At 68.2% G+C, this 23,911-nt stretch carries 26 protein-coding genes; 13 read left to right on the forward strand and 13 right to left on the reverse strand.

Translation table 11 applies throughout. The features are described from left to right. Positions 1-48: 48 nt before the first annotated feature. The 5 genes from PGN16_RS10060 to cyoA are packed head-to-tail and all read right to left on the reverse strand — an operon-like array spanning position 49 to position 4,942. The gene (locus tag PGN16_RS10060; protein ID WP_335309261.1) at positions 49-738 is read right to left on the reverse strand and encodes an SURF1 family protein; all 690 of its coding nucleotides are present in this window, start codon (positions 736-738) and stop codon (positions 49-51) included. After that, the gene (gene cyoD / locus PGN16_RS10065) at positions 738-1,166 is read right to left on the reverse strand and encodes a cytochrome o ubiquinol oxidase subunit IV (RefSeq protein WP_335309262.1); all 429 of its coding nucleotides are present in this window, start codon (positions 1,164-1,166) and stop codon (positions 738-740) included. Before cyoD ends, PGN16_RS10060 begins: the two co-directional genes overlap by 1 nt. Continuing rightward, the gene (cyoC, locus tag PGN16_RS10070; RefSeq protein ID WP_184038887.1) at positions 1,166-1,798 is read right to left on the reverse strand and encodes a cytochrome o ubiquinol oxidase subunit III; all 633 of its coding nucleotides are present in this window, start codon (positions 1,796-1,798) and stop codon (positions 1,166-1,168) included. Before cyoC ends, cyoD begins: the two co-directional genes overlap by 1 nt. A 5-nt stretch (positions 1,799-1,803) precedes the next feature. Next, positions 1,804-3,804 carry a cytochrome o ubiquinol oxidase subunit I gene (cyoB, locus tag PGN16_RS10075; RefSeq protein WP_335309263.1) on the reverse strand — a complete coding sequence of 667 codons (2,001 nt, stop codon included), beginning with the start codon at positions 3,802-3,804 and terminating at the stop codon, positions 1,804-1,806. A gap of 7 nt (positions 3,805-3,811) precedes the next feature. Further along, positions 3,812-4,942 (reverse strand): ubiquinol oxidase subunit II, encoded by a 1,131-nt coding sequence (gene cyoA / locus PGN16_RS10080; RefSeq protein WP_335309264.1) that lies wholly within the window; start codon positions 4,940-4,942, stop codon positions 3,812-3,814. Between the two features lie 115 nt (positions 4,943-5,057). Here cyoA and PGN16_RS10085 point away from each other — a divergent pair, with 115 nt between their 5' ends. Continuing rightward, complete coding sequence (locus PGN16_RS10085; protein ID WP_335309265.1) at positions 5,058-6,386, forward strand: MFS transporter; 1,329 nt, start codon at positions 5,058-5,060, stop codon at positions 6,384-6,386. Positions 6,387-6,615: 229 nt separating this feature from the next. Here PGN16_RS10085 and grpE read toward each other — a convergent pair whose 3' ends face one another. Together grpE and hrcA are read right to left on the reverse strand one after the other, a co-directional pair. Continuing rightward, the gene (gene grpE, locus PGN16_RS10090; RefSeq protein WP_335309266.1) at positions 6,616-7,167 is read right to left on the reverse strand and encodes a nucleotide exchange factor GrpE; all 552 of its coding nucleotides are present in this window, start codon (positions 7,165-7,167) and stop codon (positions 6,616-6,618) included. Positions 7,168-7,202: 35 nt separating this feature from the next. Beyond that, entirely contained in the window at positions 7,203-8,246 is a 1,044-nt protein-coding gene (gene hrcA, locus PGN16_RS10095) for a heat-inducible transcriptional repressor HrcA (RefSeq protein WP_443019618.1), read from the reverse strand. Between the two features lie 99 nt (positions 8,247-8,345). On the opposite strand from hrcA, the gene PGN16_RS10100 reads away from it, so the two are divergent. Continuing rightward, positions 8,346-8,696 (forward strand): STAS/SEC14 domain-containing protein, encoded by a 351-nt coding sequence (locus PGN16_RS10100; protein ID WP_335309268.1) that lies wholly within the window; start codon positions 8,346-8,348, stop codon positions 8,694-8,696. 158 nt (positions 8,697-8,854) lie between these two features. Here PGN16_RS10100 and PGN16_RS10105 read toward each other — a convergent pair whose 3' ends face one another. Next, positions 8,855-9,355, reverse strand: a complete 501-nt coding sequence (locus PGN16_RS10105) for a DUF6438 domain-containing protein (RefSeq protein WP_335309269.1) — start codon at positions 9,353-9,355, stop codon at positions 8,855-8,857. A 78-nt stretch (positions 9,356-9,433) separates the two neighbouring features. Between PGN16_RS10105 and rph the strand changes: the two genes are divergently transcribed. Next, complete coding sequence (gene rph, locus PGN16_RS10110) at positions 9,434-10,147, forward strand: ribonuclease PH (RefSeq protein WP_184504702.1); 714 nt, start codon at positions 9,434-9,436, stop codon at positions 10,145-10,147. Continuing rightward, positions 10,144-10,770, forward strand: a complete 627-nt coding sequence (rdgB, locus tag PGN16_RS10115; protein WP_335309270.1) for an RdgB/HAM1 family non-canonical purine NTP pyrophosphatase — start codon at positions 10,144-10,146, stop codon at positions 10,768-10,770. The genes rph and rdgB overlap by 4 nt, the downstream gene beginning before the upstream one ends. A 365-nt stretch (positions 10,771-11,135) precedes the next feature. Here rdgB and PGN16_RS10120 read toward each other — a convergent pair whose 3' ends face one another. Further along, a complete protein-coding gene (locus PGN16_RS10120) occupies positions 11,136-11,687 on the reverse strand; it encodes a CAP domain-containing protein (protein ID WP_335309271.1) in 552 nt (183 codons plus the stop codon). Between the two features lie 110 nt (positions 11,688-11,797). On the opposite strand from PGN16_RS10120, the gene hemW reads away from it, so the two are divergent. Next, on the forward strand, positions 11,798-12,982 hold the full coding sequence (gene hemW, locus PGN16_RS10125) for a radical SAM family heme chaperone HemW (RefSeq protein WP_335310318.1): 1,185 nt from the start codon (positions 11,798-11,800) through the stop codon (positions 12,980-12,982). 151 nt (positions 12,983-13,133) lie between these two features. On the opposite strand, the gene PGN16_RS10130 is transcribed toward hemW, so the two are convergent. Then, complete coding sequence (locus tag PGN16_RS10130; protein ID WP_335309272.1) at positions 13,134-14,294, reverse strand: Gfo/Idh/MocA family protein; 1,161 nt, start codon at positions 14,292-14,294, stop codon at positions 13,134-13,136. Positions 14,295-14,409: 115 nt separating this feature from the next. Here PGN16_RS10130 and PGN16_RS10135 point away from each other — a divergent pair, with 115 nt between their 5' ends. From PGN16_RS10135 to PGN16_RS10170, 8 genes are all read left to right on the forward strand, one after another. After that, positions 14,410-14,790, forward strand: coding sequence for a c-type cytochrome (locus tag PGN16_RS10135; protein ID WP_184038916.1), 381 nt, complete (start codon positions 14,410-14,412; stop codon positions 14,788-14,790). Between the two features lie 14 nt (positions 14,791-14,804). Then, the gene (locus PGN16_RS10140; protein WP_335309274.1) at positions 14,805-15,848 is read left to right on the forward strand and encodes a sugar phosphate isomerase/epimerase family protein; all 1,044 of its coding nucleotides are present in this window, start codon (positions 14,805-14,807) and stop codon (positions 15,846-15,848) included. Positions 15,849-15,949: 101 nt separating this feature from the next. Further along, positions 15,950-17,215, forward strand: coding sequence for an MFS transporter (locus tag PGN16_RS10145; RefSeq protein WP_335309276.1), 1,266 nt, complete (start codon positions 15,950-15,952; stop codon positions 17,213-17,215). Next, complete coding sequence (locus tag PGN16_RS10150) at positions 17,212-18,120, forward strand: hydroxypyruvate isomerase family protein (RefSeq protein ID WP_335309277.1); 909 nt, start codon at positions 17,212-17,214, stop codon at positions 18,118-18,120. The genes PGN16_RS10145 and PGN16_RS10150 overlap by 4 nt, the downstream gene beginning before the upstream one ends. A 34-nt stretch (positions 18,121-18,154) precedes the next feature. Then, positions 18,155-18,730: a gluconate 2-dehydrogenase subunit 3 family protein gene (locus PGN16_RS10155; RefSeq protein ID WP_335309278.1), complete on the forward strand. Its 576-nt coding sequence runs from the start codon at positions 18,155-18,157 to the stop codon at positions 18,728-18,730. Further along, on the forward strand, positions 18,727-19,563 hold the full coding sequence (locus tag PGN16_RS10160; RefSeq protein WP_335309279.1) for a sugar phosphate isomerase/epimerase family protein: 837 nt from the start codon (positions 18,727-18,729) through the stop codon (positions 19,561-19,563). Before PGN16_RS10155 ends, PGN16_RS10160 begins: the two co-directional genes overlap by 4 nt. A 26-nt stretch (positions 19,564-19,589) precedes the next feature. Further along, the gene (locus tag PGN16_RS10165) at positions 19,590-21,269 is read left to right on the forward strand and encodes a GMC family oxidoreductase (protein ID WP_335309280.1); all 1,680 of its coding nucleotides are present in this window, start codon (positions 19,590-19,592) and stop codon (positions 21,267-21,269) included. A gap of 92 nt (positions 21,270-21,361) precedes the next feature. Beyond that, complete coding sequence (locus PGN16_RS10170) at positions 21,362-22,384, forward strand: LacI family DNA-binding transcriptional regulator (RefSeq protein ID WP_335309281.1); 1,023 nt, start codon at positions 21,362-21,364, stop codon at positions 22,382-22,384. 117 nt (positions 22,385-22,501) lie between these two features. Here PGN16_RS10170 and PGN16_RS10175 read toward each other — a convergent pair whose 3' ends face one another. Genes PGN16_RS10175 through PGN16_RS10185 form a run of 3 tightly spaced genes read right to left on the reverse strand, consistent with a single transcriptional unit; the run spans position 22,502 to position 23,906 of the window. After that, on the reverse strand, positions 22,502-22,999 hold the full coding sequence (locus tag PGN16_RS10175) for a hypothetical protein (protein WP_335309282.1): 498 nt from the start codon (positions 22,997-22,999) through the stop codon (positions 22,502-22,504). A gap of 13 nt (positions 23,000-23,012) precedes the next feature. Then, a complete protein-coding gene (locus PGN16_RS10180; protein ID WP_335309283.1) occupies positions 23,013-23,510 on the reverse strand; it encodes a hypothetical protein in 498 nt (165 codons plus the stop codon). A gap of 57 nt (positions 23,511-23,567) precedes the next feature. Next, complete coding sequence (locus tag PGN16_RS10185; RefSeq protein WP_335309284.1) at positions 23,568-23,906, reverse strand: DNA primase; 339 nt, start codon at positions 23,904-23,906, stop codon at positions 23,568-23,570. Positions 23,907-23,911: the final 5 nt, after the last annotated feature.

Consider the following 23,911-nt stretch of genomic DNA (forward strand, 5'->3'; position numbering starts at 1 on the left):
CGCCGCGACGCCGCTTCCCCGGTTACGACCGGGAAGCGGCAACCGGGCCTAGACGCTCGCCTCGCCACGTCCGCGCGCGATGCGCCATGCGAAATACGTCATCATCGCCGCGAGCCCGAACCATGTCAGCGCGTAGACGAAGTGGTTGTTGCGGAACCGCACCACCGTCAGCCCGCCGCGCGGCCATTGCACGCCCGGCACCGCCTCCGCGTCGACGAAATAGGGCGCAACCGGACCCAGCCGGCGCGCGCGCGCGATCGCGGCGGTGTCGCGCGAATACCAGCGGTCGTCGGCCGGATCGTTGTCGCGGAGGAAGCCGCCGTCGGGCTCGGTGACGCGCAGCAGCCCGGTGACGCGCGCCGGGCCGCTCGGCGCTGTGATCGCCTTGCGATCGCCGCTCGGCACGAAGCCGCGATTGACGAGGATCGTGCCCCCAGCCGTGTCGAGCGGGGAAAGCACCCAATAGCCCGCGCCGAAATCGGTGACCGCCTGCGTGAACACCGGCGGGGCCGCGCGCCACGTGCCGGCGGCGATGACGCGGGCATAGGCGTCATCATCGGTGATCGTCGCCCAGCGTGCACGCGGCGGGGCGGGCTGCGCCGGGGCGGCGAGCCGCGCCTCGACCCGGTCGATCAGCGCAAGCTTCCACGCGCGCCGCTCGACCTGCCAGACGCCGAGCCCCGCCAGCACCGCCGCCATCAGCAGCGCGACGCCGGCAAGAACCCAGCGCGCGCGCATCACATGCCGCCGCTCGACATCTCTCCGCCCATGCCCGGCATCATGTTGAGGTTCATGTGGTACATGACCCACAGCGACCCGGCGATCACGATCAGCACGATGATCGCGGTGAAGATCAGCGCCAGCATCGTCCAGCCGTTCTCGGACTTGGTGTTCATGTGCAGGAAGTAGATCATGTGCACCACGATCTGCACCATCGCCAGCGCCATCACGATCCCGGCGGTGACGCGCGGATCGGAGATCACACCGGTCATCACCAGCCCGAAGGCCGGCGCGGTGAGCAGCACCGAGAGGAGGAAGCCGATCCAATATTCACGGCGGGAGCCGTGCGCGGCGCCGCCGTGATGGTCGTGCGCGTCGTGGTGGCCGTGCCCGTGCCCGTGATCGTGGCTTTGGGTCTGACCGTGACCGTGCGTATCGGCGCTCATCAGCGGAGCACTCCCAGCAGATAGACGAAGGTGAAGACGCCAATCCAGATGACGTCGAGGAAGTGCCAGAACAGCGACAGGCATTGCAGGCGGCGCAGATTGGCGGGCTCCAGCCCGCGGCGCGCGACCTGCACCATCAGCGTCACCAGCCAGATGATGCCGAAGGTGACGTGCAGCCCGTGCGTGCCGACCAGCGTGAAGAAGGACGACAGGAACGCCGAGCGCCACGGACCCGCGCCCTCGTGGATCAAATTGCTGAACTCATACAGCTCGATCGACAGGAACGCCGCGCCGAAAACGCCGGTGATCGCGAGCCAGCGCAAGGTCGCCGCCTTGTTCTGCTCGTCGGCGTTGATCATCGCAAAGCCGTAGGTGATCGACGACAGCAGCAGCGCGGTCGTGTTCACCGCGACCAGCGGCAGCTCGAACAGCTCCTTGGGCCCCGGCCCGCCGGCATAGCTGCCGCCGTACACGCCGTACGCCGCGAACAGCATCGCGAAGATGAGGCAGTCGCTCATCAGGTACAGCCAGAACCCCAGCATCGTGCTGGCGCCGGGCGGATGCTCGTGCTCGTCCAGATCGTAATAGGACGGTGCCTCGGTGCCCGGGGCCGTCTGCGTCGTCGTGCTCATCTCGCTCACACCCCCGCCTGCTGGAGCGCGCGGGTGCGCGCATCCTCGCTGTTGACGACATCCTCGGCGGGAATGTGGAAGTCGCGGTCATAGTTGAAGGTGTGCCCGATCGCGGTCGCGATCAGCGCGACGAACGCCACCGCCGCCAGCCACCAGATGTACCAGATCATCGCCACGCCGAAGACCGTCGACAGCCCGGCGAGGATCACCCCGGCGCCGGTGTTCTTCGGCATGTGGATCGCGCGGAACCCGGTGGTCGGACGCTCGGCCTTCTTCGACTTCATGTCGTGCCACGCGTCGAGATCGTGGACGACCGGCGAGAAGGCGAAGTTATAGGCCGGCGGCGGCGACGAGGTTGCCCATTCCAGCGTGCGCCCGTTCCACGGATCGCCCGTGACGTCACGCAGCTTCTCGCGGTCGCGGATGCTGACGTAGAATTGCATCAGCATGGCGCCGATCCCGGCGGCGATGATCAGCGCACCGATCGCGGCGATCACGAACCAGATCTGCAGGCTCGGGTCCTCGAAGGCGCGCAGGCGGCGGGTGACGCCCATCAGCCCCAGCACGTAGAGCGGGGTGAATGCGACCCAGAAGCCGACGACCCAGCACCAGAAGCTGATCGTGCCCCAGAACTTGTCGAGCTTGAACCCGAACGCCTTGGGCCACCAGTAATTCACGCCCGCGAACATCCCGAACAGCACGCCGCCGATGATGACGTTGTGGAAGTGCGCGATCAGGAACAGCGAGTTGTGGAACTGGAAGTCGGCCGGAGGCACCGCCAGCATGACGCCGGTCATCCCGCCGATCACGAACGTCAGCATGAACGCGACCGCCCACATCATCGGCAGCTCGAAGCGGATCCGCCCGCGGTACATCGTGAACAGCCAGTTGAAGATCTTCGCGCCCGTCGGGATCGAGATGATCATCGTCGTGATGCCAAAGAAGCTGTTGACGCTCGCGCCTGAGCCCATCGTGAAGAAGTGGTGCAGCCACACCAGATACGACAGGATGCAGATGACGATCAGCGCGTAGACCATCGACGTATAGCCGAACAGCCGCTTGCCCGAGAAGGTCGAGACGACCTCCGAGAACACGCCGAACGCGGGCAGGATCAGGATGTACACCTCCGGGTGACCCCAGATCCAGATCATGTTCACGTACATCATCGGGTTGCCGCCGCCGGTGTTCGTGAAGAAGTTGGTGCCGACATAGCGGTCGAGGCTGAGCATCGCGAGCACCGCGGTCAGCACCGGGAAGGCCGCGACGATCAGGACGTTCGTCACCAGCGCCGACCAGGTGAAGATCGGCATCTGCATCAGGCTCATGCCCGGTGCGCGCATCTTGATGATCGTCGCGAGCAGGTTGACGCCCGACAGCAACGTCCCGACGCCCGCGATCTGCAACGCCCAAATGTAATAGTCGACGCCGACATCGGGCGAATAGTCGAGCCCCGAAAGCGGCGCCATCGCCAGCCAGCCGGTCCGCGCGAACTCGCCGACGAACAGGCTCATCATCACCGTGACCGCGCCGCTGACCGTCATCCAGAAGCTGAAGTTGTTCAGGAACGGGAAGCTGACGTCGCGCGCGCCGATCTGGAGCGGCACGACATAGTTCATGAGGCCCGTGACGAACGGCATCGCCACGAAGAAGATCATGATCACGCCGTGCGCGGTGAACACCTGGTCATAATGGTGCGCGGGCAGGAAGCCGTCGCTGCCGTTGAACGCCATTGCCTGCTGCGCGCGCATCATCAGCGCGTCGGCAAAGCCGCGCAGGAACATGACCAGCGCCAGCACGATGTACATGATGCCGATCTTCTTGTGATCGACGCTCGTGAACCACTCCTTCCAGAGATAGCCCCACAGCTTGAAATAGGTGAGCGCGCCCAGCACCGCGGCCCCGCCGATCGCGACCATGATGAAGGTCCCGACGAGAATCGGCTCGTGGATCGGAAAGCTCTCGAGCGTCAGCCGCCCGAAGATCGTCTTGATGAGGTCGTCCGACATAATGTCCTCAAGCCTCCTTGGAGGCGTTGGCGCGCCGCAGCGCGGGCAGATCGAGCTTGGTCATGTCGCGGTTTCCTGCACCCGGATCGTTCGATCCCGGTGCCGCGCCCTGCGGCGCGGTCGAGTGCGGGCTCTCGCCCTTCTGCGACGGATCGCGGGTCAGTGCGCCTTCGGGTTCGTCGGTGCGCTGCGGACGGTCGTTCACCGCCGGGCCGGCATGCGACATATTCTCCATGCAGTTGGTGCCCGGCTTCGTGCACATCGCGACGATGCGCTTGAACAAGGCCGGATCGACGGCGGAGAAGCCGATCGGACGCACCTTCTCGCTCGGCTTGGCCAGCTTCAGATAGGTGGCGTTGTCGAGCCGCCAGCGGTTGCGCTTCACGCCCGCGACCCACTCGTCGAAGCGCGCCGGCGTGACCGAATGCGTCCAGAAGGTCATGTGCGAGAAGCCGGCGCCCGAATAATTGCCCGATCGGCCCTCGAACTTGCCGGTGCGGTTCAGCACGCCGTGCAGCACCGTCTCCATCCCCGGCATCGTGTAGATCATGCCCGCCATCGCCGGCACCCACAGCGCGTTCATGACGCTCGACGAGGTCATCGTGAACTTCACCGGACGATCGACCGGCACGACCAGCTCGTTGACCGTCGCCACGCCCTGTTCGGGATAGATGAACAGCCACTTCCAATCGAGCGAGACGACCTGCACCTCCAGCGGCTTGACGTTCGCCGCCACCGGCTTGCCCGGCGCGGTGCGCGCCAGCGGGCGATACGGATCGAGCGTGTGCGTACCGACCCAGGTCAGCGCACCCAGCGCGATGATGATGAGCAGCGGCGCGGACCAGATCACCAGCTCCAGCCCGGTCGAGTGATCCCAGTCGGGTTCGTAGCTCGCCTCGGTGTTCGACTCGCGATAGCGCCACGCGAACAGCACCACCAATGCCATGACCGGCACGATGATCAGCAGCATCAGCACCACCGACCACACGATCAGGCTGGATTCCTGCACCGCAACATCGCCGGCGGGGCGCATCACGACGGTGTTGCACCCGCCGAGCGCGGCCAGCACGGCCGCGGCGGCGAGGTGACGGACGAAGGGCGTGCGAACGGGCGCACGTCGGGCGGGACGACGGGTCATGCGGCGCGAGCTAGGCTTTGCTGCGGCGCAGCGGAATAGGACATTTTGTCCCATCCACGCGCCGAATGGTTTAGGGTAGGGCGTCGCCGGAAACCGTCCGTCCGACCGATCGGGAATGAATATGGCCACCGCTTCGTCCACGTCGCTAGAGCAGGATGCTCGCGCCCTTCATAGCAAAGGGGATCACGATGTGCGCCCCGGGGAAATTGCGATCGGCGTGATCATCGGGCGCACGTCCGAATTCTTCGACTTCTTCGTCTACGCGATCGCCTCGGTGCTCGTCTTCCCGGCGGTGATCTTCCCGTACATGCAGCCGATCGCCGCCACCTTGTGGTCGTTCGCGCTGTTCCCGCTGGCGTTCATCGCGCGACCGATCGGGACGCAGATCTTCATGAAGCTCGACCGCCGCTACGGCCGCGGCACCAAGCTGACGATCGCGCTGTTCCTGCTCGGCACCTCGACGGTGCTGGTCGCCTTCCTGCCCGGCTATGCGACGATCGGCACCTCTTCGGCGGTGCTGCTGGCGCTGTTCCGGGTCGGTCAAGGGATTGCGCTGGGCGGCGCCTGGGACGGGCTGCCGTCGCTGCTGGCGCTCAACGCGCCGGAGAAGAAGCGCGGCTGGTGGGCGATGGTCCCGCAGCTCGGCGCGCCGCTCGGGCTGATCGTGGCGAGCGCCTTGTTCGCCTTCTTCCTGTCGGTGCTGCCGGCCGAGGACTTCATCTCCTGGGGCTGGCGCTATCCGTTCTTCGTGGCGTTCGCGCTCAACGTCGTGGCGCTGTTCGCGCGGCTGCGCATCGTCGTCACGCCGGAATATAGCGAGCTGTTCCACAGCCGCGAGCTGACCCCGTCGCGCGTCACCGCGACCGTCAAGGCGCAGTGGCGCAACATCATCATCGGGGCGTTCGCGCCGCTGGCGAGCTTCGCGCTGTTCCACATGGTGACGGTGTTCCCGCTGTCCTGGGTGGCGCTCTATACGCGCGAGGACATCTCGACCTTCCTGATGATCGAGGTGCTGGGCGGCGTCGTCGGGCTGGGCGCGATCGTGCTGTCGGGGCTGCTCGCCGACCGGATTGGGCGGCGCAGCGTGCTCGGCTATACCGCCGCCGGGATCGCGGCGTTTAGCGGCTTCGCGCCGCAGCTGCTGAACGGCGGGCGCGCGGGCGAGATCCTGTTCATGGTGATGGGCTTCCTGCTGCTCGGCATCTCGTTCGGCCAGTCGTCGGGCGCGGTGACCAGCAACTTTCCGAAGCGCGCGCGCTACACCGGCGCGGCGCTGACCTCCGATCTGGCGTGGCTGTTCGGCGCGGGCTTCGCGCCGCTCGCCGCGCTGGCGCTGACGCAGGCGTTCGGGCTGGTCGCGGCGGGCGGCTATCTGCTGTCGGGCGCGCTCGGCACGCTGATCGCGCTGGGGCTGAACGTCGAGCTGGCGCGCCGACTCGACTGAGCCGCGGCGGCTTGGGCCAAGAAAAAGGGCGGGCGCGAGAGGATCGCGACCCGCCCTTTTTCTTACCCTGCCGTGGCAATCTGCCGAACGTCATTCGCCCGGCGGCGGGGATGACAACCGCCCGACATCGTCGCCCCGGACGTGATCCGGGGCCCCGCTTTCTCGCCGCGCTCGGAAGAAGGAAGAAGCGGGATCCCGGGTCGAGCCCGGGATGACGTGGTGTATCTGATCAGTCCGGCTTCTTCGCGACGCCGACCAGCGCCGGGCGCAGCAGGCGGTCCTTGATCATCCAGCCCGACTGCATCTCCTGCACGATCGTGCCCGGCGCAGCGTCGCTCGGCACTTCCATCATCGCCTGATGCTTGTTCGGGTCGAGCGGCTGCCCCATCGCGTCGATCTTGGTCAGCCCGTGACGGCCGAACACGCTCGCCAGCTCGCGCCCTGTCGCCTCCAGCCCCGTGACCAGCCCCTTGAACTTCTCGTCCTCGCGCAGCGCGGCGGGGATCGCGGCCAGCGCGCGCTCGAGATTGTCGGCCACCGACAGCACGTCGCGCGCGAAGCCGGTCGCGGCATAGGCGCGCGCATCGGCGGCATCCTTTTCGGCGCGGCGGCGGACGTTCTGGATATCGGCCTGCGCGTACAGCGTCTCCTGACGCGCGGCGGCGAGTTGCTCTTCCAGCTCGGCGATGCGCGTCGCGGCGGCGTCGTGCTCCGCGACCTCGGGGGCGGCCTCGGCGGTTTCTTCGCGAAGGTCGTCGGCAGGGGTGGCGTTGTCGGTCATGTCCGTCCTGTTCTTTTACGTCGGAAAGCCGCGCGTCATCCGAGCAACCGGGTAAGCGTCGCGGCCGTGAAATCCACCATGGGCACGACGCGGGCGTAGTTCAACCGCGTCGGCCCGATCACGCCCACCACCCCGACCACGCGCCCGTCGCGGCCACGGAAGGGTTTGGCGATCACCGACGAGCCGCTGAGCGTGAACAATTTGTTCTCCGCGCCGATGAAGATCCGCGTCGCATCGCCGGCGCGCGCCGAGTCGAGCAATGCGGCGACCTCCTGCTTGCCGTCGAGATCGTCGAGCAGCGCGCGCACCCGCTCCAGATCGGCGGTCGCGGCATCGTCGAGCAGCCGGCCATGCCCACGCACGATCAGCACCGGGCGTCGCGCGCCGTCCTCGCTCCACACTGCCAGCCCGCGCTCGACCAGCGCCCGCGCCGCGGCGTCGAGCGCCGAGCGCCCTTGCGACAGCTCGCGCTCGAGCCGCGCGCGCGCCTCGCCGAGCGTCAGCCCGGCGAGCGTAGCGGTCATGAAATTGCCCGCCTCGACCAGCGCGCCCGGCGCGACCCCCGCCGGCAGGTCGATGACGCGATTCTCGACCGCGCCGTCCTCGCCGACCAGCACCGCCAGCGCCTGCGTGGCGCCAAGCGGCACGAAGCCGATCGAGCGCAGCACCGCCTCGCGCTTGGGCACCATCACCAGCCCGGCGCACGCCGACAGGCCGGAGAGCGCGGCGGTGGTCGCGGCCAGCGCCTCCTCGACCGGCCCGCCGGTGCCGGCGCGCGCCTCGATCTGCTGGCGTTCCTCGTCGCTGGGCGCGTGCGCCTGCATCATGCCATCGACGAACAGCCGCAAGCCGCGCTCGGTCGGCATCCGCCCCGCCGAGGTATGCGGCGCGGTGAGCAGCCCAGCCATCTCCAGCTGCGCGAGCACGCCGCGGATCGAGGCCGGCGACAGGTTCAGCCCGGCCTGCGCCAGCGTCCGCGACCCGACCGGCTGCCCGCTCTCCAGATAGCCGTCGACGACGCGCCGGAAGATGTCGCGGGCGCGATCGGTCAGCTCAGCGATGGGCAGCGAACCACTCACGCCACCGATGTATGCGCCCGCGCCGCGCGGCTCAACCGCCGCGTCCTTCATCTTTCCGCAACCTGCGGCCCGCAAAGAAGGAACCGAGGAAGATCAGTGATGTACGACGTCTCATTCGACCATGACGCGCAATTGCTGGCGATTCGCTGGCACCGCATCTTCACCCCCGAGGAGGTGGTGCTCTACACCCGCGACGTGATGCGCCAATTCCTCGCCGCGCGCTTCCGCCCGGGTTACCGGCTGATGATCGACATGAGCGCGTGCGGCCCGCAGCCGCAGGAGACGCTCGCGGCGTTGGCGCAACATATGGCACCGTTCCCTAAGGCCAGCCGGATCGCGGTGGTGGCGGTCAGCGCGGTGTTGCGCGGGCAGGTGCGACGGGTGATGACGCAGCCCTATATGCAATTGTTCGACGACGCCGCCGCGGCGCGCGGCTGGGTGGTGAGCTGACCGCGCCACAAACGCCGTCGCCCCTGCGGAGGCAGGGGCCCATGGCTGTATCGTCCTGGTGGTCGGCCCTGACACAATTGCCGACTCCGGCGTGACGGGCCGCTCGCGACACGAAACAGACATGGGCCCCTGCCTGCGCAGGGGCGACGGCGTCTTCGTCAGCGCTTTCCGATCAAGTCCGCAATTGGCAGCAACGTGGGTGCGTTCCGCAGCGCCTCGGCCATTGCGGCATTCCCGACCCGGCAGCCGTAATAGAAATGCAGATGCCCTGCCCCGCCGCTGGCCATCGCCCAGTTCACGTCGACGCTGGGCATGTCGGTCGGCGCGGCACCGCAATCGGGCGAACCCATCTCCACCCGCCGTTCGCCGTCCGGCCGGTATGGTTCGAGCGCCGCGGCGAAGCGGCGATACTCCTCCGGGGTCACCCGAAACGCTCGGCTGCCGGTGACCGCGGTGAACCGCTCGCCCTCGAACGTGCCGGTGCCGTCGGGACGGACCGTCACCTTGTAGACCGGACACGTCCCATAACACGGGCCGGTCGCATAGCTGATCGAATCACCCTCGATCGCCACCGGCACGCCAGCGGTCGGCGGTGAACGAAGCTCGACCGGCGTGCACCCGGCCGCCAGCACCAACACCATCGCCATCAATCCCCGCATCGCATCCTCCCGTTAGTTGCTGGCGCCGCCGCACCAACCCCGCTAGGGCGTGCGCGATCCGACCTTGAGGAGAGTTGAATGCGCCCCAGCGGCCGCACCCCCGACCAGATGCGCCCGATCACCATCGAGCCGCGCTTCACCCGCCACGCCGAAGGCTCGGTGCTGATCGGCTTCGGCGATACCAAAGTGCTGGTCACCGCCTCCGTCGAGGAGCGCGTGCCGCCGTTCCTGCGCGGCAAGGGCCAGGGCTGGGTGACCGCCGAATACGGGATGCTCCCGCGCGCCACGCACACGCGCGGCAGCCGCGAGGCCGCCAAGGGCAAGCAGTCGGGCCGCACACAGGAAATCCAGCGGCTGATCGGGCGATCCTTGCGCGCGGTCACCGACCTGACCCTGCTCGGCGAGCGGCAGATCACGCTCGACTGCGACGTGATCCAGGCCGATGGCGGCACGCGCACCGCGTCGATCTCGGGCGCATGGGTCGCGCTGCGGCTGGCGGTCGACGGGCTGCTGGCATCGGGCAAGCTGACCGCCGACCCGATCAAGCAGAAGATCGCCGCGGTGTCGTGCGGCATCTATCAAGGCAATCCGGTGCTCGACCTCGATTATGACGAGGATTCGAACGCCGACGCCGACGCCAATTTCGTGCTGCTCGAAAACGGTCACATCGCCGAGGCGCAGGCGACCGCCGAGCACGCCACCTATGACGAGGAAGCGCTGCTGCGCCTGCTGCGCCTCGCGCGGATCGGCTGCAACGAGATCTTCGCCGCACAGGCGCGCGCGGTCGCATGAGCGGGGAAGGCAAGGAGCCGCAGGCGATCCGCAAGCTCCAGCCCGGCAAGCTGGTGATCGCCAGCCACAATGCCGGCAAGGTGCGCGAGATCGCCGCGCTGCTGGAAGGGCGCGGGCTCGACGTCGTCTCGGCGGGTGCGCTCGACCTGCCCGAGCCCGAGGAGACCGGCACCACCTTCGTGATGAATGCCGAGCTGAAGGCGCGCGCGGCGGCGGACCTGTCGGGGCTGCCGGCGCTCGCCGACGACAGCGGGCTGTGCGTCGATGCGCTGGGCGGCGATCCCGGCATCTTTTCGGCGCGCTGGGGCGGCCCGAACAAGGACTTCGGGCACGCGATGCGGCTGGTCGAGGACAAGCTGGCCGAAACCCCCGACGCACCGCGCGACGCGCATTTCATTTGCGCGCTGGCGCTGGCGTGGCCCGACGGGCACGTCGAATGGTTCGAGGGACGCGTCGACGGCACGCTCGTCTGGCCGCCGCGTGGCGACAAGGGGCACGGCTATGATCCGGTCTTCCAGCCGGTCGGCCACGACGTGACCTTCGGCGAGATGGACGAACCCGCCAAGAACGAGATCAGCCACCGCGGCGACGCGTTCCGGCAAATGGTCGCGGCGGTCTTCTGAACTCGGCGTCGTCGCCCCGGACTTGATCCGGGGCCCCGCTTCGTCTTCTAGGGCGGATCGACATTCATGATGATGTCCTCTTGCCCTCGCCCCTGGACAGGGGAGAGGGATAGCGGAGCTTGCCAGCTTGCTGGCTAGCTCAGCTTGGGTGACGGGTTGAGCGAGCCGCTGGCTCGCGCGCTCGCTTGCGCGAGCGCCACCCCTCACCCAGCTCCGACTAAGACTTTGCTGCGCAAAGCCTAAGTCTGCGCAACCCTCTCCCCTCTGCGAGGGGCGAGGGCAGGCAACCATGAATGTCGATCACCCCTAGGTCAGGGCAGAAGCGGGAGCCCGGATCAAGTCCGGGAGGACGTTAGAGAACGTCCTCAATACGCCCGTCGCCCCGCCATCTCGCCGCCGGGATTGTAGCGGCAGACCAGGAAGTCCTGCGTCTGCCCGCTCTCCACCGCGCACCCCACCTCGGTGGTCGTGCGCCACACGATCTGCGCATAATGCGCCGCGTCCTGCCACCGGCCCGTGCGGCTGAAGCCGGGGCTCGGGCGATTGCGGAAGTTGCGGCGCTCCTCGATCCAGTACCGCGCCATTTCACCGTAATCATAGCCGCCGCGCGTGCCCGCGAACAGATTCTCGCCCTGCCACCCGTCACCCGCCGGTTGCTCGGCATGGAACAGCCGGCCACTGCGCGCCAGCGCCTGCGCATGACGGGACGCCGCCGCCGCCAGCGACGGGCTCCACACCAGCGGCGCCAGCCCGACCGCCCCGCGCGCACGATTGTGGACGTCGAGCATCGCGCGCTGGAGCGACACGACATCGCGGGACGGCGCAGGACGTTGAATCCGGAATTCGACCCCGGCGGCCACGCCGGGCGCACAGGACGAAAGGGCAAGCAACAACGCGACGAATCGGCGGACCAGCATCGCCGTCCGGGATGTCAAAGTCGTTGCGCTACGGCAACATGGAGCAGGTCCGGCGTGCGGCGACGGTGGCGTTTGCTGCGACGAACCGCCATATGCGCGCGATCATGGGCATGATCGACCTCGTCTCCCCCGACGCTGCGGCGCAGGACCGCGCCGCGCGCGCCGCCGCGCCGCTCGCGCTCTACATCCATTGGCCGTTCTGCGTCTCGAAATGCCCCTATTGCGACTTCAACAGCCATGTCCGCGCGACCGTCGACGAGGCGCAATGGCATGATGCCCTGCTCGCCGACCTCGCGCATGAGGCGGCGCTGCTGCCGGGCCGGCGGCTGGGGTCGATCTTCTTCGGCGGCGGCACGCCTTCGCTGATGCCGCCCGCCACCGTCGCGGCGCTGATCGACGCGGCGACCAGCGCATGGGCGCCCGTCGGCGATGTCGAGATCACGCTTGAGGCGAATCCGTCGTCGGTGGAGGCGGCGCGCTTCACCGATCTGGCGGCCGCAGGGGTCAATCGCGTCTCGCTCGGGCTACAGGCGCTCGACGACGACGCGTTGCGCTTCCTCGGCCGCGCGCATGACGTGCGCGAGGGGCTCGGCGCGCTCGAGGTGGCGCAGGCGACGTTCGAACGCGTCAGCTTCGACCTGATCTACGCCCGCCCCGGCCAGACACAGGCGGCATGGGACGCCGAACTGGCCCGCGCGCTGTCGTTCGGGACCGAGCATCTGTCGCTCTATCAGCTCACGATCGAGCCCGGCACGCGCTTCGCCACCCAGGCCGCGGCGGGGCGGCTGACGATCCCCGACGGCGACTCCGCCGCCGATCTGTTCGAGCTGACCCGCGACCGCACCGCGGCGGCGGGACTGCCGGCCTATGAGATCTCCAACCACGCCCGCCCCGGCGCGGAGAGCCGCCACAATCTCGCTTACTGGCGCTATCGCGATTACGCCGGCATCGGCCCCGGCGCGCACGGCCGGCGCGACCATCTCGCGACCTTCCGCCGCAAGAAGCCCGAGAACTGGCTCGCCGCGGTCGCGCGCAACGGACATGGACTGGAGAGCGACGAGCCGCTCGACGCGCCGACCCGCGTCGGCGAGGCGTTGCTGATGGGGCTACGCCTGCGTGAGGGCGTCGATGTGGCGGCGATCGCGGCGGCGGGCGGGATGCGCGTCGAGGACATCATCGACCTTCGGGCGATCGCCGCCCTGCCCGACCTGATCGTCCGTGAGGGCGACCGTCTGCGCGTCACCGAAGCTGGCATGATCCTGCTCGACGCGATTTTGCCGAAGGTGGTGCGCTAGGGACCTCCGTCGCCCCGGACTTGATCCGGGGCCCCGCTTCTTCCTGCCACGGTCGAGAGGAAAAAGCGGGATCCCGGATCAAGGCTCTCCTGAGCTTGTTGAAGGATCCGGGATGACGGGTTCATTCATAGGCCCTGCCAGCGCAGGCGAACTACCCCGCCAACCCACTCCACTTCTGGTCCAACGCAGCGTTCGCCACCACCGCCTCGACGAACGCCATCGTCCGCACGCCGTCACGGGTGCCGGGGAACCACGCCGCCGCGCCGCGCTCGGCGACCGCATCGCCCCCGCGGATCGTCGCCGCGACCGCGCGATAGATGTTCGCGAACGCCTCGATATAGCCTTCGGGATGCCCCGCGGGCGTGCGAATGCGGCCCAACGTCGTCTCGGCCAGCCCCGGCCCGCCGGTGCGGACCACCTCGCCCGGGCGGTCGAGCCAGCGCAGCGTCAGCGTGTTGGGCTCCATCTGCGCCCAGTCGAGCCCGCCCTTCTCGCCGTGGATGCGCAGCCGCAGCCCGTTCTCGTCGCCCGCCGCGACCTGCGTCGCCTTCAGCACGCCGCGCGCGCCGCCCGCGAAGCGCAGCAGCACGCTGACGTCGTCGTCCAGCCGCCGCCCCGGCACATGCGTCGTCAGGTCGGCGCACAGCGACTCGACCTGCAACCCGCTGACATGCTCGGCCAACTGGAAGGCGTGCGTCCCGATATCGCCGAGGCAGCCGCCCAGCCCGGCGCGCGCCGGATCGGTGCGCCACTCGGCCTGGCGGTTGCCTTCGCGGTCCAGCGCGCTGCTCAGCCAGCCTTGCGAATATTCGACCTGCACCAGCCGGATCGCGCCGAAGTCGCCGCGCGCTACCCGCGCGCGTGCTTCCTCGACCAGCGGATAGCCGCTGTAGGTGAAGGCCAGCGCATAATGCCGCCCGCTGCGCTCGGCCGCCGCGGCGATCGCCTGCGCCTCCTCGAGGTTCAGCGACATCGGCTTTTCGCAGATGACGTGGAAGCCCGCGTCGAGCGCCGCGATCGACATCGGCGCATGGAGGTGATTCGGTGTCACGATCGCCACCGCGTCGATCCGTTCGCTCTCCGGCAGCGCACGCTCGGCCGAAAGCATGGCCTCAATCGAGCCGTAAACGCGTCCCGCATCGAGACCGAGCAGTTCCCCGGTGCGCGTATTGCGCCCCGCATCGGTGCTGAACGCGCCCGCGACCAGTCGCCAGTCGCCGTCGATCCCGGCCGCCATCCGGTGGACCGCACCGATGAACGCGCCTTCGCCGCCGCCGATCATCCCGAGCTTAAGTGGTTCTACCCGCGCCATTCATCCTCCCGTCATCCGCATACCAACATTACGAAGACCGTAACGTCAGCCGCCTTGCTATCGCCCGGTTTAGCGGTAAACTGGCGGCAATCAATTCGGGTTTGGAGAGTATGCGATGAAGTTGATCGCCGGTCTGGCCGCCGCGCCAGTCGCCGCCATTGTCGCGCTGGTGGTTTCGGCCCCCGCGCCGGCGCAGCAGAACGGGCAGCAGGCATTCGCCGCCTGCAAGGCCTGCCACACGCTGCACAAGGGCGAGCGCAACGGCATCGGCCCGAACCTCGCAGGGCTGTTCACGCGCGCGCCGGCCTCCGCGCCCGGCTTCAATTATTCGGCCGCCTTCAAGAAGGCGCAGCTGAAGTGGAACGACGCGTCGCTCAACGAATATCTCGCCGCGCCGCAGAAGAAGGTGCCCGGCACCCGGATGCCGATCTCGACCCCCGATCCCGCCAAGCGCGCCGCGATCATCGCCTATCTGAAGTCCGAGACCGCCAAGTGAGCGGCGGCGGCACCATGCGCGGCCCGGGCGTCTTCCTCGCGCAGTTCATGGGCGACGCCGCGCCGTTCGACACGCTCGACAACGCCGCGCGCTGGATGGCCGAGGCCGGTTACGAGGGCGTGCAGATCCCGACCCGCGACGAGCGGTGCATGGACCTGAAACTCGCCGCCGAGAGCCAGGATTATGCCGACGAACTGGTCGGGCGCTGCCGCGAGGCGGGCGTCGCGATCACCGAATTGTCGACGCACCTGCAAGGCCAGCTCGTCGCGGTCCACCCCGCCTACGACACCGCCTTCGACGTCTTCGCGCCGGAAGAACTCCGCGGCAAACCCGCCGAGCGGCAGGCCTGGGCGGTCGACCAGCTCAAGCTCGCCGCCAAGGCGAGCCGCCGGCTCGGGCTCGACGCGCACGCCACCTTCTCGGGCGCGTTCGCCTGGCCGTTCGTCTATCCGTGGCCGCAGCGCCCGGCGGGGATGGTCGAGGATGCCTTCGCCGAACTCGGCAAGCGCTGGACCCCGATCCTCGACGCCTTCGAGGAACAGGGCGTCGACCTCTGCTTCGAGCTGCACCCCGGCGAGGACCTGCACGACGGCACCACCTTCGAGCGGTTCCTGAACGCGGTCGGCGGGCACAAGCGCGCCAATATCCTCTACGATCCCAGCCACTTCGTGTTGCAGGCGATGGACTATCTCCAGTTCATCGACTTCTACCACGACCGCATCCGCATGTTCCACGTCAAGGACGCGGAGTTCAACCCGACCGGCAAGGCGGGCGTGTACGGCAGCTATTCGGACTGGGTTGACCGGCCGGGCCGCTTCCGCTCGCTGGGCGACGGACAGGTCGACTTCGGCGGCATCTTCTCGAAGCTGACGCAATATGGCTATGCCGGCTGGGCGGTGCTCGAATGGGAATGCTGCCTGAAGCATCCCGAGGATGGCGCGCGCGAGGGCGCACCGTTCATCGCCGCGCACATGATCCGGCGCCCCGAACGCGCCTTCGACGATTTCGCGGGCGGGTCCGATCCGGCCGCGAACCGGCGGTTGCTCGGGCTCGACTGATCGGCCAGACTGTAAAAATCAGATAAAAGAATCGCGCGATCATAAAGGGGTAGAGGGTGCAGACAGAGGCAGCGGCGTTTACGGGACAGCATCGGTCCCGCTTGTTCTGGCTGAGCGTGCTGGCGCTGACCACCGCGGCGGTCAGCGCGTCGCTGCGCGCGGCGATCGCCAGCAGCCTGAAGGCGCAATGGATCGACCCGATCGCCCCGGTCGAGGCCGGCGAGCTGATCGGCGCGGCGCTCGGCTCCGCGTTCCTCGGCTTCGCCATCACCCTGTTCGTCGCCAGCGCGCTGCTCGACAAGATTGGCGCCAAGCGGATCGTGATCGGCTCGGGCGTGTGCTTCATCCTCGGCACCGCCTTGATCGTCGGCGCGGGCGCGATCGCGACCGGCATGACGATCTATTCGCTGGTGTGGCTGGGCATGATGCTCAGCGGGATCGGCTGGGGTCTGGCCGAATCGTCGATCAACCCGCTGACCGCGCGCCTCTATCCCGAAGAGACCACCCATCGGCTGAACGTGCTCCACGCCTGGTATCCGGGCGGGCTGATCATCGGCGGGCTGGCGGGCGTGTTCCTTGCCAACGTGCTGCCGTGGCAGGCGATCATGGGGCTGGTGTTCCTGCCCGCGATCGGCGTCGTCATCATCGGCGCGACCACCACCTTCCCCCCTGCCCCCGCGGCGGTCGAGGGCGAGAGCTTCGGGACGATGATCGGCGAAGTGTTCCGCCGCCCGAGCTTCTTCGTGTGGTTCGGCGCGATGTTCCTCACCGCCTCGTCGGAGCTGGCGCCGGGCCAGTGGCTCGACGTCGCGCTCACCAATCGCGTCGGGATGCGCGGCATCCTGCTGCTCGTCTATGTCAGCGCCTTGATGTTCGTGTTCCGTCACTTCGCCGGGCGGCTGGCGGGCAAGCTGTCCAATCCGGGCTTGCTGTGGATCTCCAGCCTGCTCGCCGCGATCGGGCTGTTCCTGCTGTCGCGCGCGCAGTCGCCGGTCGCGGCGCTGGTCGCCTCGACCGTTTGGGGCCTCGGCGTCTGCGCGATGTGGCCGACGATGCTCGCCTCGGTCGCCGAGCGCTATCCGCGCGGCGGGGCGTGGGCGCTCGGGCTGGTCGGCTCGGCGGGCGCGCTGGCCAGCTTCTTCGTGCTCCCGGCACTCGGCGGGATGTTCGACCAGGCCAAAGTCGAACTCGCCGGTGGTCCGGAAGCGTTCAAGCGCCTGACCGGCGAGGCATTGCGCCAGGTCGAGGACGCGGCCGCGTCGCAGTCGTTCGCGAAGCTCGCGCTGGTGCCGGTCGTGCTGCTGTTCGTGTTCGGCGCGATCTGGCTGTCCGAGCGTCGCCGCCGCGCGACGGTCGCCGCGGCATGACCCCGTCGCGCCGCACGGTTCTGGCAGGGGCCGCCGCGGCGGCGCTGTCGTCGTCGGCGCAAGGACAGGCCCGCGTGAGCAACGCCGCGACCTTCTCGCTCAACTATGCCCCGCACGAGGGCAGCTTCGCGAGCCGCGGCGACCGGATCGAGCAGATCGCCTTCGCCGCCGATCAAGGCTTCCGCGCGTGGGAGGACAATGAAGCGCGCAGCCGCAGCGTCGCCGAGCAGGACGCGATGGCGAAGGCGCTGCAACGGCGCGGGATGACGATGGGCGTGTTCGTCGCCTCGATGCCGAAATGGTCGGCGTTCCGCCCGGTCTTCGGCAGCGACGACGGCGCGGAGCGCGAGGCGTTCCTCGCCGACGTCCGTGCCTCGGTCGAGGTCGCCAAGCGGCTGAACGCGAAGCACATGACCGTCGTCACCGGCTTCGTCGACCACAAGGTGCCGATGGAGATCCAGACCGGGCGCGTCATCGACCTGATGCGCCGCGCGGGCGACATCCTCGCCCCGCACGGTCTGGCTTTGGTCATGGAGCCGCTCAACACGCGCACCGACCATCCCAACGTCTACATGCGCTCGTTCGCGGCCGGCTATGCGGTGGCGCGCGGCGCGAACAGCCCGGCGGTCAAGGTGCTCGCCGATTGCTATCACGAGCAGATCCAGTCGGGAAACCTGATCCGCTCGCTCGGCATGATCTGGGACGAGGTCGGCTATATCCAGTTCGGCGACAATCCCGGCCGCAAGGAGCCCGGGACCGGCGAAGTCAATTTCGGCAACATCGTGCGCTTCCTGCGCGAGCGTCGCTATCGCGGCGTCATCGGCATGGAACATGGCAGTTCGCAGGCGGGACGCGCGGGCGAGGAGCGGCTGATCGCCGCTTATCGCGCGATCGACGCGGCATGAGCCGGCGCAGCATCAGCATTACGGGAGAGGGTGAGTGATCGACAGACGACAAGCCTTGGGCGGCATCGCCGCCATGTTCGGAGCGTCCTTGTACGCCCCGCTGGCCCGCGCGGCGACCGCCGCGGCGGCAAAGGGTGGCGGCATCCCCGTCATCAGCGAGGGGCCGCCCAGCGTGCAGGTGTTCACGCCGTCGCAGCGCGCGCTGATGAGCGCGCTCAGCGACCGGGTGATCCCGACCACCGACACGCCGGGCGCGATCGCCGCCGGGGTGCCGGAATATATCGAGAAGCTGCTCGCCGACTGGTCGTCGCCCGACGACCGCAAGCCGATCATCGCCGGGTTGGACGCGATCGCGGCGCGCGCGCAGGCCGATTACAAGAAGACCGCCAACCAGCTCACCCCGGCCCAGCACGACGCGCTGCTGACGCTGGCGATGGACGACAAATTCCCCGGCGGCGCGGCCTTCTTCGGCCCGTTCCGCCAGATGGTGATCGCCGGTTACTACACCTCGGAGATCGGCATCACGCAGGAGCGCGAATATCTGCCTGTCCCCGGCAGCTATGACGGCGCCTTCCCTTATTCCAACGTCAACAAGGTCTATTCCTCATGATCGCCAACCGTCGCAACGTCCTCGCCGGTGCCGGCGGCCTCGCCGCGCTCGGGCTGTTCGGGGTTTCGGCCCAGGCCGCGCAGCTCGGCGCGATCGGGCTTCAGCTCTACACGATCCGCGAGATCTTCCAGCCGGACCCGATGGGCACGCTCGAGAAGGTCGCGAAGATCGGCTATCGCGAGATCGAGTATGGCGGTGGCGGCTATGACAAGATGGACCATGCCGCGCTGCGTCGCACGCAGGACAAGCTCGGGCTGAAGGCGCCGTCGGTCCACGTTCCCTACGAATGGCTGCTCGCCGACTTCGACGGCGTGGTGAAGATGGCCAAGACGCTGGGGGCCGACACGGTCATCCTGCCGTACATGACCGACCAGCACCGCAACGAGGCCGCCTGGAACACCGCGCTCAAGGACTTCAACCGCTTCGCGCGCGATCTGAAGAAGGCCGGCCTGGCCTTCGCCTATCACAACCACGATTTCGAGTTCACCGTGAAGCCCGGCGGCGTGTCGCTCTACGACCGCCTGCTCAAGGAGACCGATCCGGCGCTGGTGAAGCTGGAGATCGACCTGTTCTGGGCGATCACCGCGGGGCAGGACCCGGCCGCGCTGATCCGGCAGCACGCCGGGCGGATCTACGCCTATCACGTCAAGGACAAGCGCGCCGACGGCAGCATGTGCGCGGTGGGTGAAGGCAAGATCGACTTCGGTGCGATCTTCAAGCTGAACCGCGTCGCGGGCGTGAAGCACTTCTACGTCGAGAACGACCAGTGCCCCGCCCCGTACCTGCCTGACATCACCACCAGCTTCAACACGTTGCGCAAGCTGACGTTCTGATCGCGCCGACGGAGAGGATTTTACACATGGCAGCGACCGATACTTTCGACGCGATCGTCATCGGCTCCGGCGTCAGCGGCGGTTTCGCCGCGAAGGAGCTGACCGAAAAGGGCCTGCGCGTCCTGATGCTCGACCGTGGCATCATGGTCGAGCATGGCGAGGGTTACCCCTATGACGGCAAGCCCGCCTATGAGGTGCCCGCACGCAACTCGATGCCGCCGGCGTTGATGGAGAGCGACTACTTCATCACCAAGCACGGCTATGTCACGCCCAGCAACCGCAAGTTCTACAACGACGACCGGCTGAACCCCTATGCCTATGACGAGGGCAGCAAGTTCTACTGGATCCGCCCGGCGGCGGTCGGCGGCAAGTCGCTGATCTGGGGCCGCTGGACCTTCCGCTGGGCGCCCGAGGATTTCGAGGCCAACAAGCGGGACAATATCGCGATCGACTGGCCGATCCGTTACGAGGACGTCGAGCCCTGGTACAAATACGTCGAGAATTACATCGGCGTGTCGGGCTCGCGCGAGAACCTGCCGCAGCTGCCCGACAGCGACTTCCAGCCGCCGATGCAGATGAACATCGCGGAGAAGTGGGTGAAGCCGCGGCTCGAGTCGAAGTTCCCGGGCCGCAAGCTCATCAACACGCGCCTCACCAACATGACCGAGGACAAGCCCGACCAGAACCGCACCAAGTGTCAGTATCGTAACCAGTGCGGTAACGGCTGTTCGTTCGGTGCCTATTTTTCGACGCAGGCGGTCACGCTGCCGGCGGCGCGGGCGACGGGCAAGCTGACGCTGCGGTCGGATGCGGTCGTCACCAACCTCGAATATGATCCCGCCAAGAAGCGCGTCACTGGCGTCCGCTACGTCGACGCGAAGACTGGTCAGGCGCAGGTCGTCAAGGCGCGGATGGTGTTCCTCTGCGCCTCGGCGCTCGCCTCGGTGCAGATCATGATGAACTCGAAGCGCCCCGACGGGCGCAGCTGGTTCGACAGCAGCGGCACGCTCGGCAAGTATGTGATGGATCACATCTTCCGCGTCAGCATCGGCGGCAACATCCCCGGCATGACCGAATATATCGAGTATGGTCGTCGTCCCGGCGGCGTCTACATCCCGCGCTTCCGCAACGTCGGCGGCGACGAGGGCGTCGGGTTCAAGCGCGGCTATGGCTATCAGGGCTCGGCCTATCGCTCGCCCGCCGGCCCGGTCGGCTTCGGCAAGTCGATGAAGGAGGGAATGCGCAAGTACAACGGCTGGCAGTTCGGGATGACCGCGTTCGGCGAGTGTCTGCCGTACGAGGACAATCGCGTCTCGCTGCACCCGACCAAGGTCGATCGCTTCGGCGTGCCGCTGATGGTGTTCAACGTCACCTTCCGCGACAACGAGCTGAAGATGATGGCCGACGCGCGCGAACAGGGCGAGGCGATGCTGCGTGGCGCCGGGCTGACCGACGTGCAGAGCCGCGAGGGCGAGCACGTCCCCGGCGACGCGATCCACGAAATGGGCGGCGCGCGCATGGGTGCCGACCCGCGCACCTCGGTGCTCAACAAGTGGAACCAGGCGCATGACGCGCCGAACCTGTTCGTCACCGACGGCGCGCAGATGGCGTCGGTGGCGTGCGTCAACCCGTCGCTGACCTTCATGGCGCTGACCGCGCGTGCCTGCGACAATGCGGTCAAGCTGATGAAGGCCGGCACCATCTAGGGCCGCGCCTTGCCGCCCCCGTCATCGCGCCCCGCCACGGTGGAGCAAACCCGCCGCAACGGGCGCGATGACGGACGGCGCAGGTCGCTCCCATGAGCGAGCGTCGCCGCCAGGGCGTCACGATCCGCGCGGTCGCCGAACGTGCGGGCGTGTCGGCGATGACCGTCTCCAACGTCATCAATCGTGCCGGGCGCGCCAGCCCGGCGACCGTCGCCGCGGTCCATGCCGCGGTCGCCGAACTCGGCTATGTCCCCAACGTCGTCGCGCGCCGCCTCGCGCGCGCCCGCGCCACCACGGTCGGCCTGCTCTACAGCGGCGCCCGCGCGCCGTTCCTCGACGCGATCCTGGTCGGCGCGCTGCGAGCCACCAATGCGCGCGGGCTGCAATTGCTGCTCCACGAAGAAGCACCGGGCACGCCCGAGGCTGCCGAGGCGGCCGCACGTTCGCTGGCCCGCGGCGGCGCGGACGCGTTGTTGCTGGTGCCGCCGTTCGCCGAGTTGCTGAGCGACTCCCCGGTGCTCGACGAACTGGGCCTGCCCGTCGCGGCGATCGCGACGGGCCATGTCCTTCCCGGCATCGCGACGGTGCGGATCGACAATCGTGCGGCGATGGCTGAACTAACTACTCTGATGATCGCGCGCGGCTATCGCCGGATCGCGCTGGTCGCGGGCAGCCCTCGTCACTCCGACAGCGCCGCCCGCGTGAAGGGCTATCACGACGCGCTCGCTGCGCATGGCATCGCCGCCGATCCTGCGTTGCTGATCCCCGGCCGCTTCGACCGCGCCTCGGGAGAGCAAGCCGTACAGGCGTTGCTGGGCGGCACGGCGCGTCCGGACGCGATCATGTGCAGCAACGACGACATGGCCGCCGGGGTCATCGCCGAGGCACATCGCCGCGGGCTGGTGCTGCCGCGCGATCTGGCGGTGACTGGCTTCGACGACACCACGCTGGCGGCACGCATCTGGCCACCGCTCACCACCGTGCGCCAGCCTGCCGAGGAAATGGCCTTCCGCGCCGCCGAGCGCCTGATCCGCACCGGCGACGGCGTCGAGGGAGCCACCGACCTGATCGTTCCCCACACGATCATCGAACGCGAGTCGACCCCGGCGCGGTAGGATCCGGCTGGCCCTAGCCGCCGCGACTCGCGAAGCTGATGACGTCCGGCTTCAGCGTTGAATTCCCTCATTGCGAGCGCCGCGAAGCAATGACGAACCTAATCGCCGTCGGCCCTTTCAGGGATGCACCCGACCCGCGAGCACCGGTTCGTCAAGGTCGATCGCCTCGCGCCTCAGCTGATGACGCTTGTGCTTCCCGGCCCCGGCGACCCCCTTCACCGCATCGCCGATCAGCATCAACGGGTCGGTCGCCTCCCCTGGTCGCTCGCAGCAACTGCCCGGCGCGATCGCTGACTGCACCCCGCGCACTAGCGCCACCACCGGCCCGAGGATGTTGAAACCGACCTGGCATCCGCCCGATCGCGCCGCGCACGGGCCGGACTCGGCGGCCAACGCGCCGATACCGCGCATGTCGCGATTGACCGGGCGCGGGCCGGTCGGCACCGCTTCGTTCGGCAGCGGCAGCGCCTGCGCCGGCAGCGGATCGGCACACACGACGACTTCGCCGTCCTCGCTGCTGCGCACGCACGGTTGATCGCCGACCGGCGCCAGGATCGAGAATTTGTCCGCCGCTGCCGGCGCGGCAGCCTGGAGCAGGAGCGCGGCAATCAGCATGACGCCCGCCAAATCACGGATGTACCCGCCCGGTCAGCACCGGCTCGTCGAGATCGATCGTCTCGCGAGATGCCTTCGCCGGCTTGTGCCTGCCGATTCGGCCGATCCCGGCAGCAACGTCACGCCCCAGTTGATAATGATCGGTCGCCTCTCGCGGTCCTTCGCAACAGCTCCCCGGCGCGACCAGCTTCTGGACACCGCGCACCAACGCGGTTCCCATACCGAGCAGATTCAACGGCGCGCCACAGCCCCAGATCGTGGCCGAACAGGGATCGGCTTCCGAACGCAGCGCCGCGATCCCTGTCATGTCACGATTGACCGGTCTCGGTCCGGGCGACACCGCTTCGTCGGGCAGCGGCAGCGCCTGTGCCGGTAGCGGGTCGGCGCACACCACGACCTCATCGGCGGACGACCGGCGCACGCAAGGCTGCGTTCCGACCGGAACCAGCACCGAGTGACTGTCCGGCACCGAAGGGGCCGCAGCCTGCAACATGAGCGCGACGATCAGCATCGCCCGCATCCTGCGTCGCGATCAGGGCAGGGTCAATCGACCGCCGCCCGTTTCGGGTCAGGGCCGCAGCGCGGTGTCGTCGCGGTCGTCGAGTTCGTCGTCCTCGACGCTGCCATCGTCGAATTCCGCCTGCACCTCGTCCTCCGCGACATCGCTGTCGTCGGCATCGACGTCGCCGTCCTGCCGCGCGACCTCGTCGTCGGTCATCACCAGCTCGTCTTCGTCCTCGGCGTCGTCGTCGGTGCCGACATCGGGGTCGAGATCGACGATGATCGTGCCGTCGCCGGGCCCATCACGGGTCGCCTCCAGGATTTCGGCGCGCTGGCTTTCGTCATAGCCGTCCTCGTCATAGCCGTCGTCGCCCGAGCCCTGACCGTACACCTGATGCCCGCCCATCGCGC

It is taken from the genome of Sphingomonas phyllosphaerae (genome assembly GCF_036946485.1).
Classification (GTDB): domain Bacteria; phylum Pseudomonadota; class Alphaproteobacteria; order Sphingomonadales; family Sphingomonadaceae; genus Sphingomonas; species Sphingomonas phyllosphaerae_E.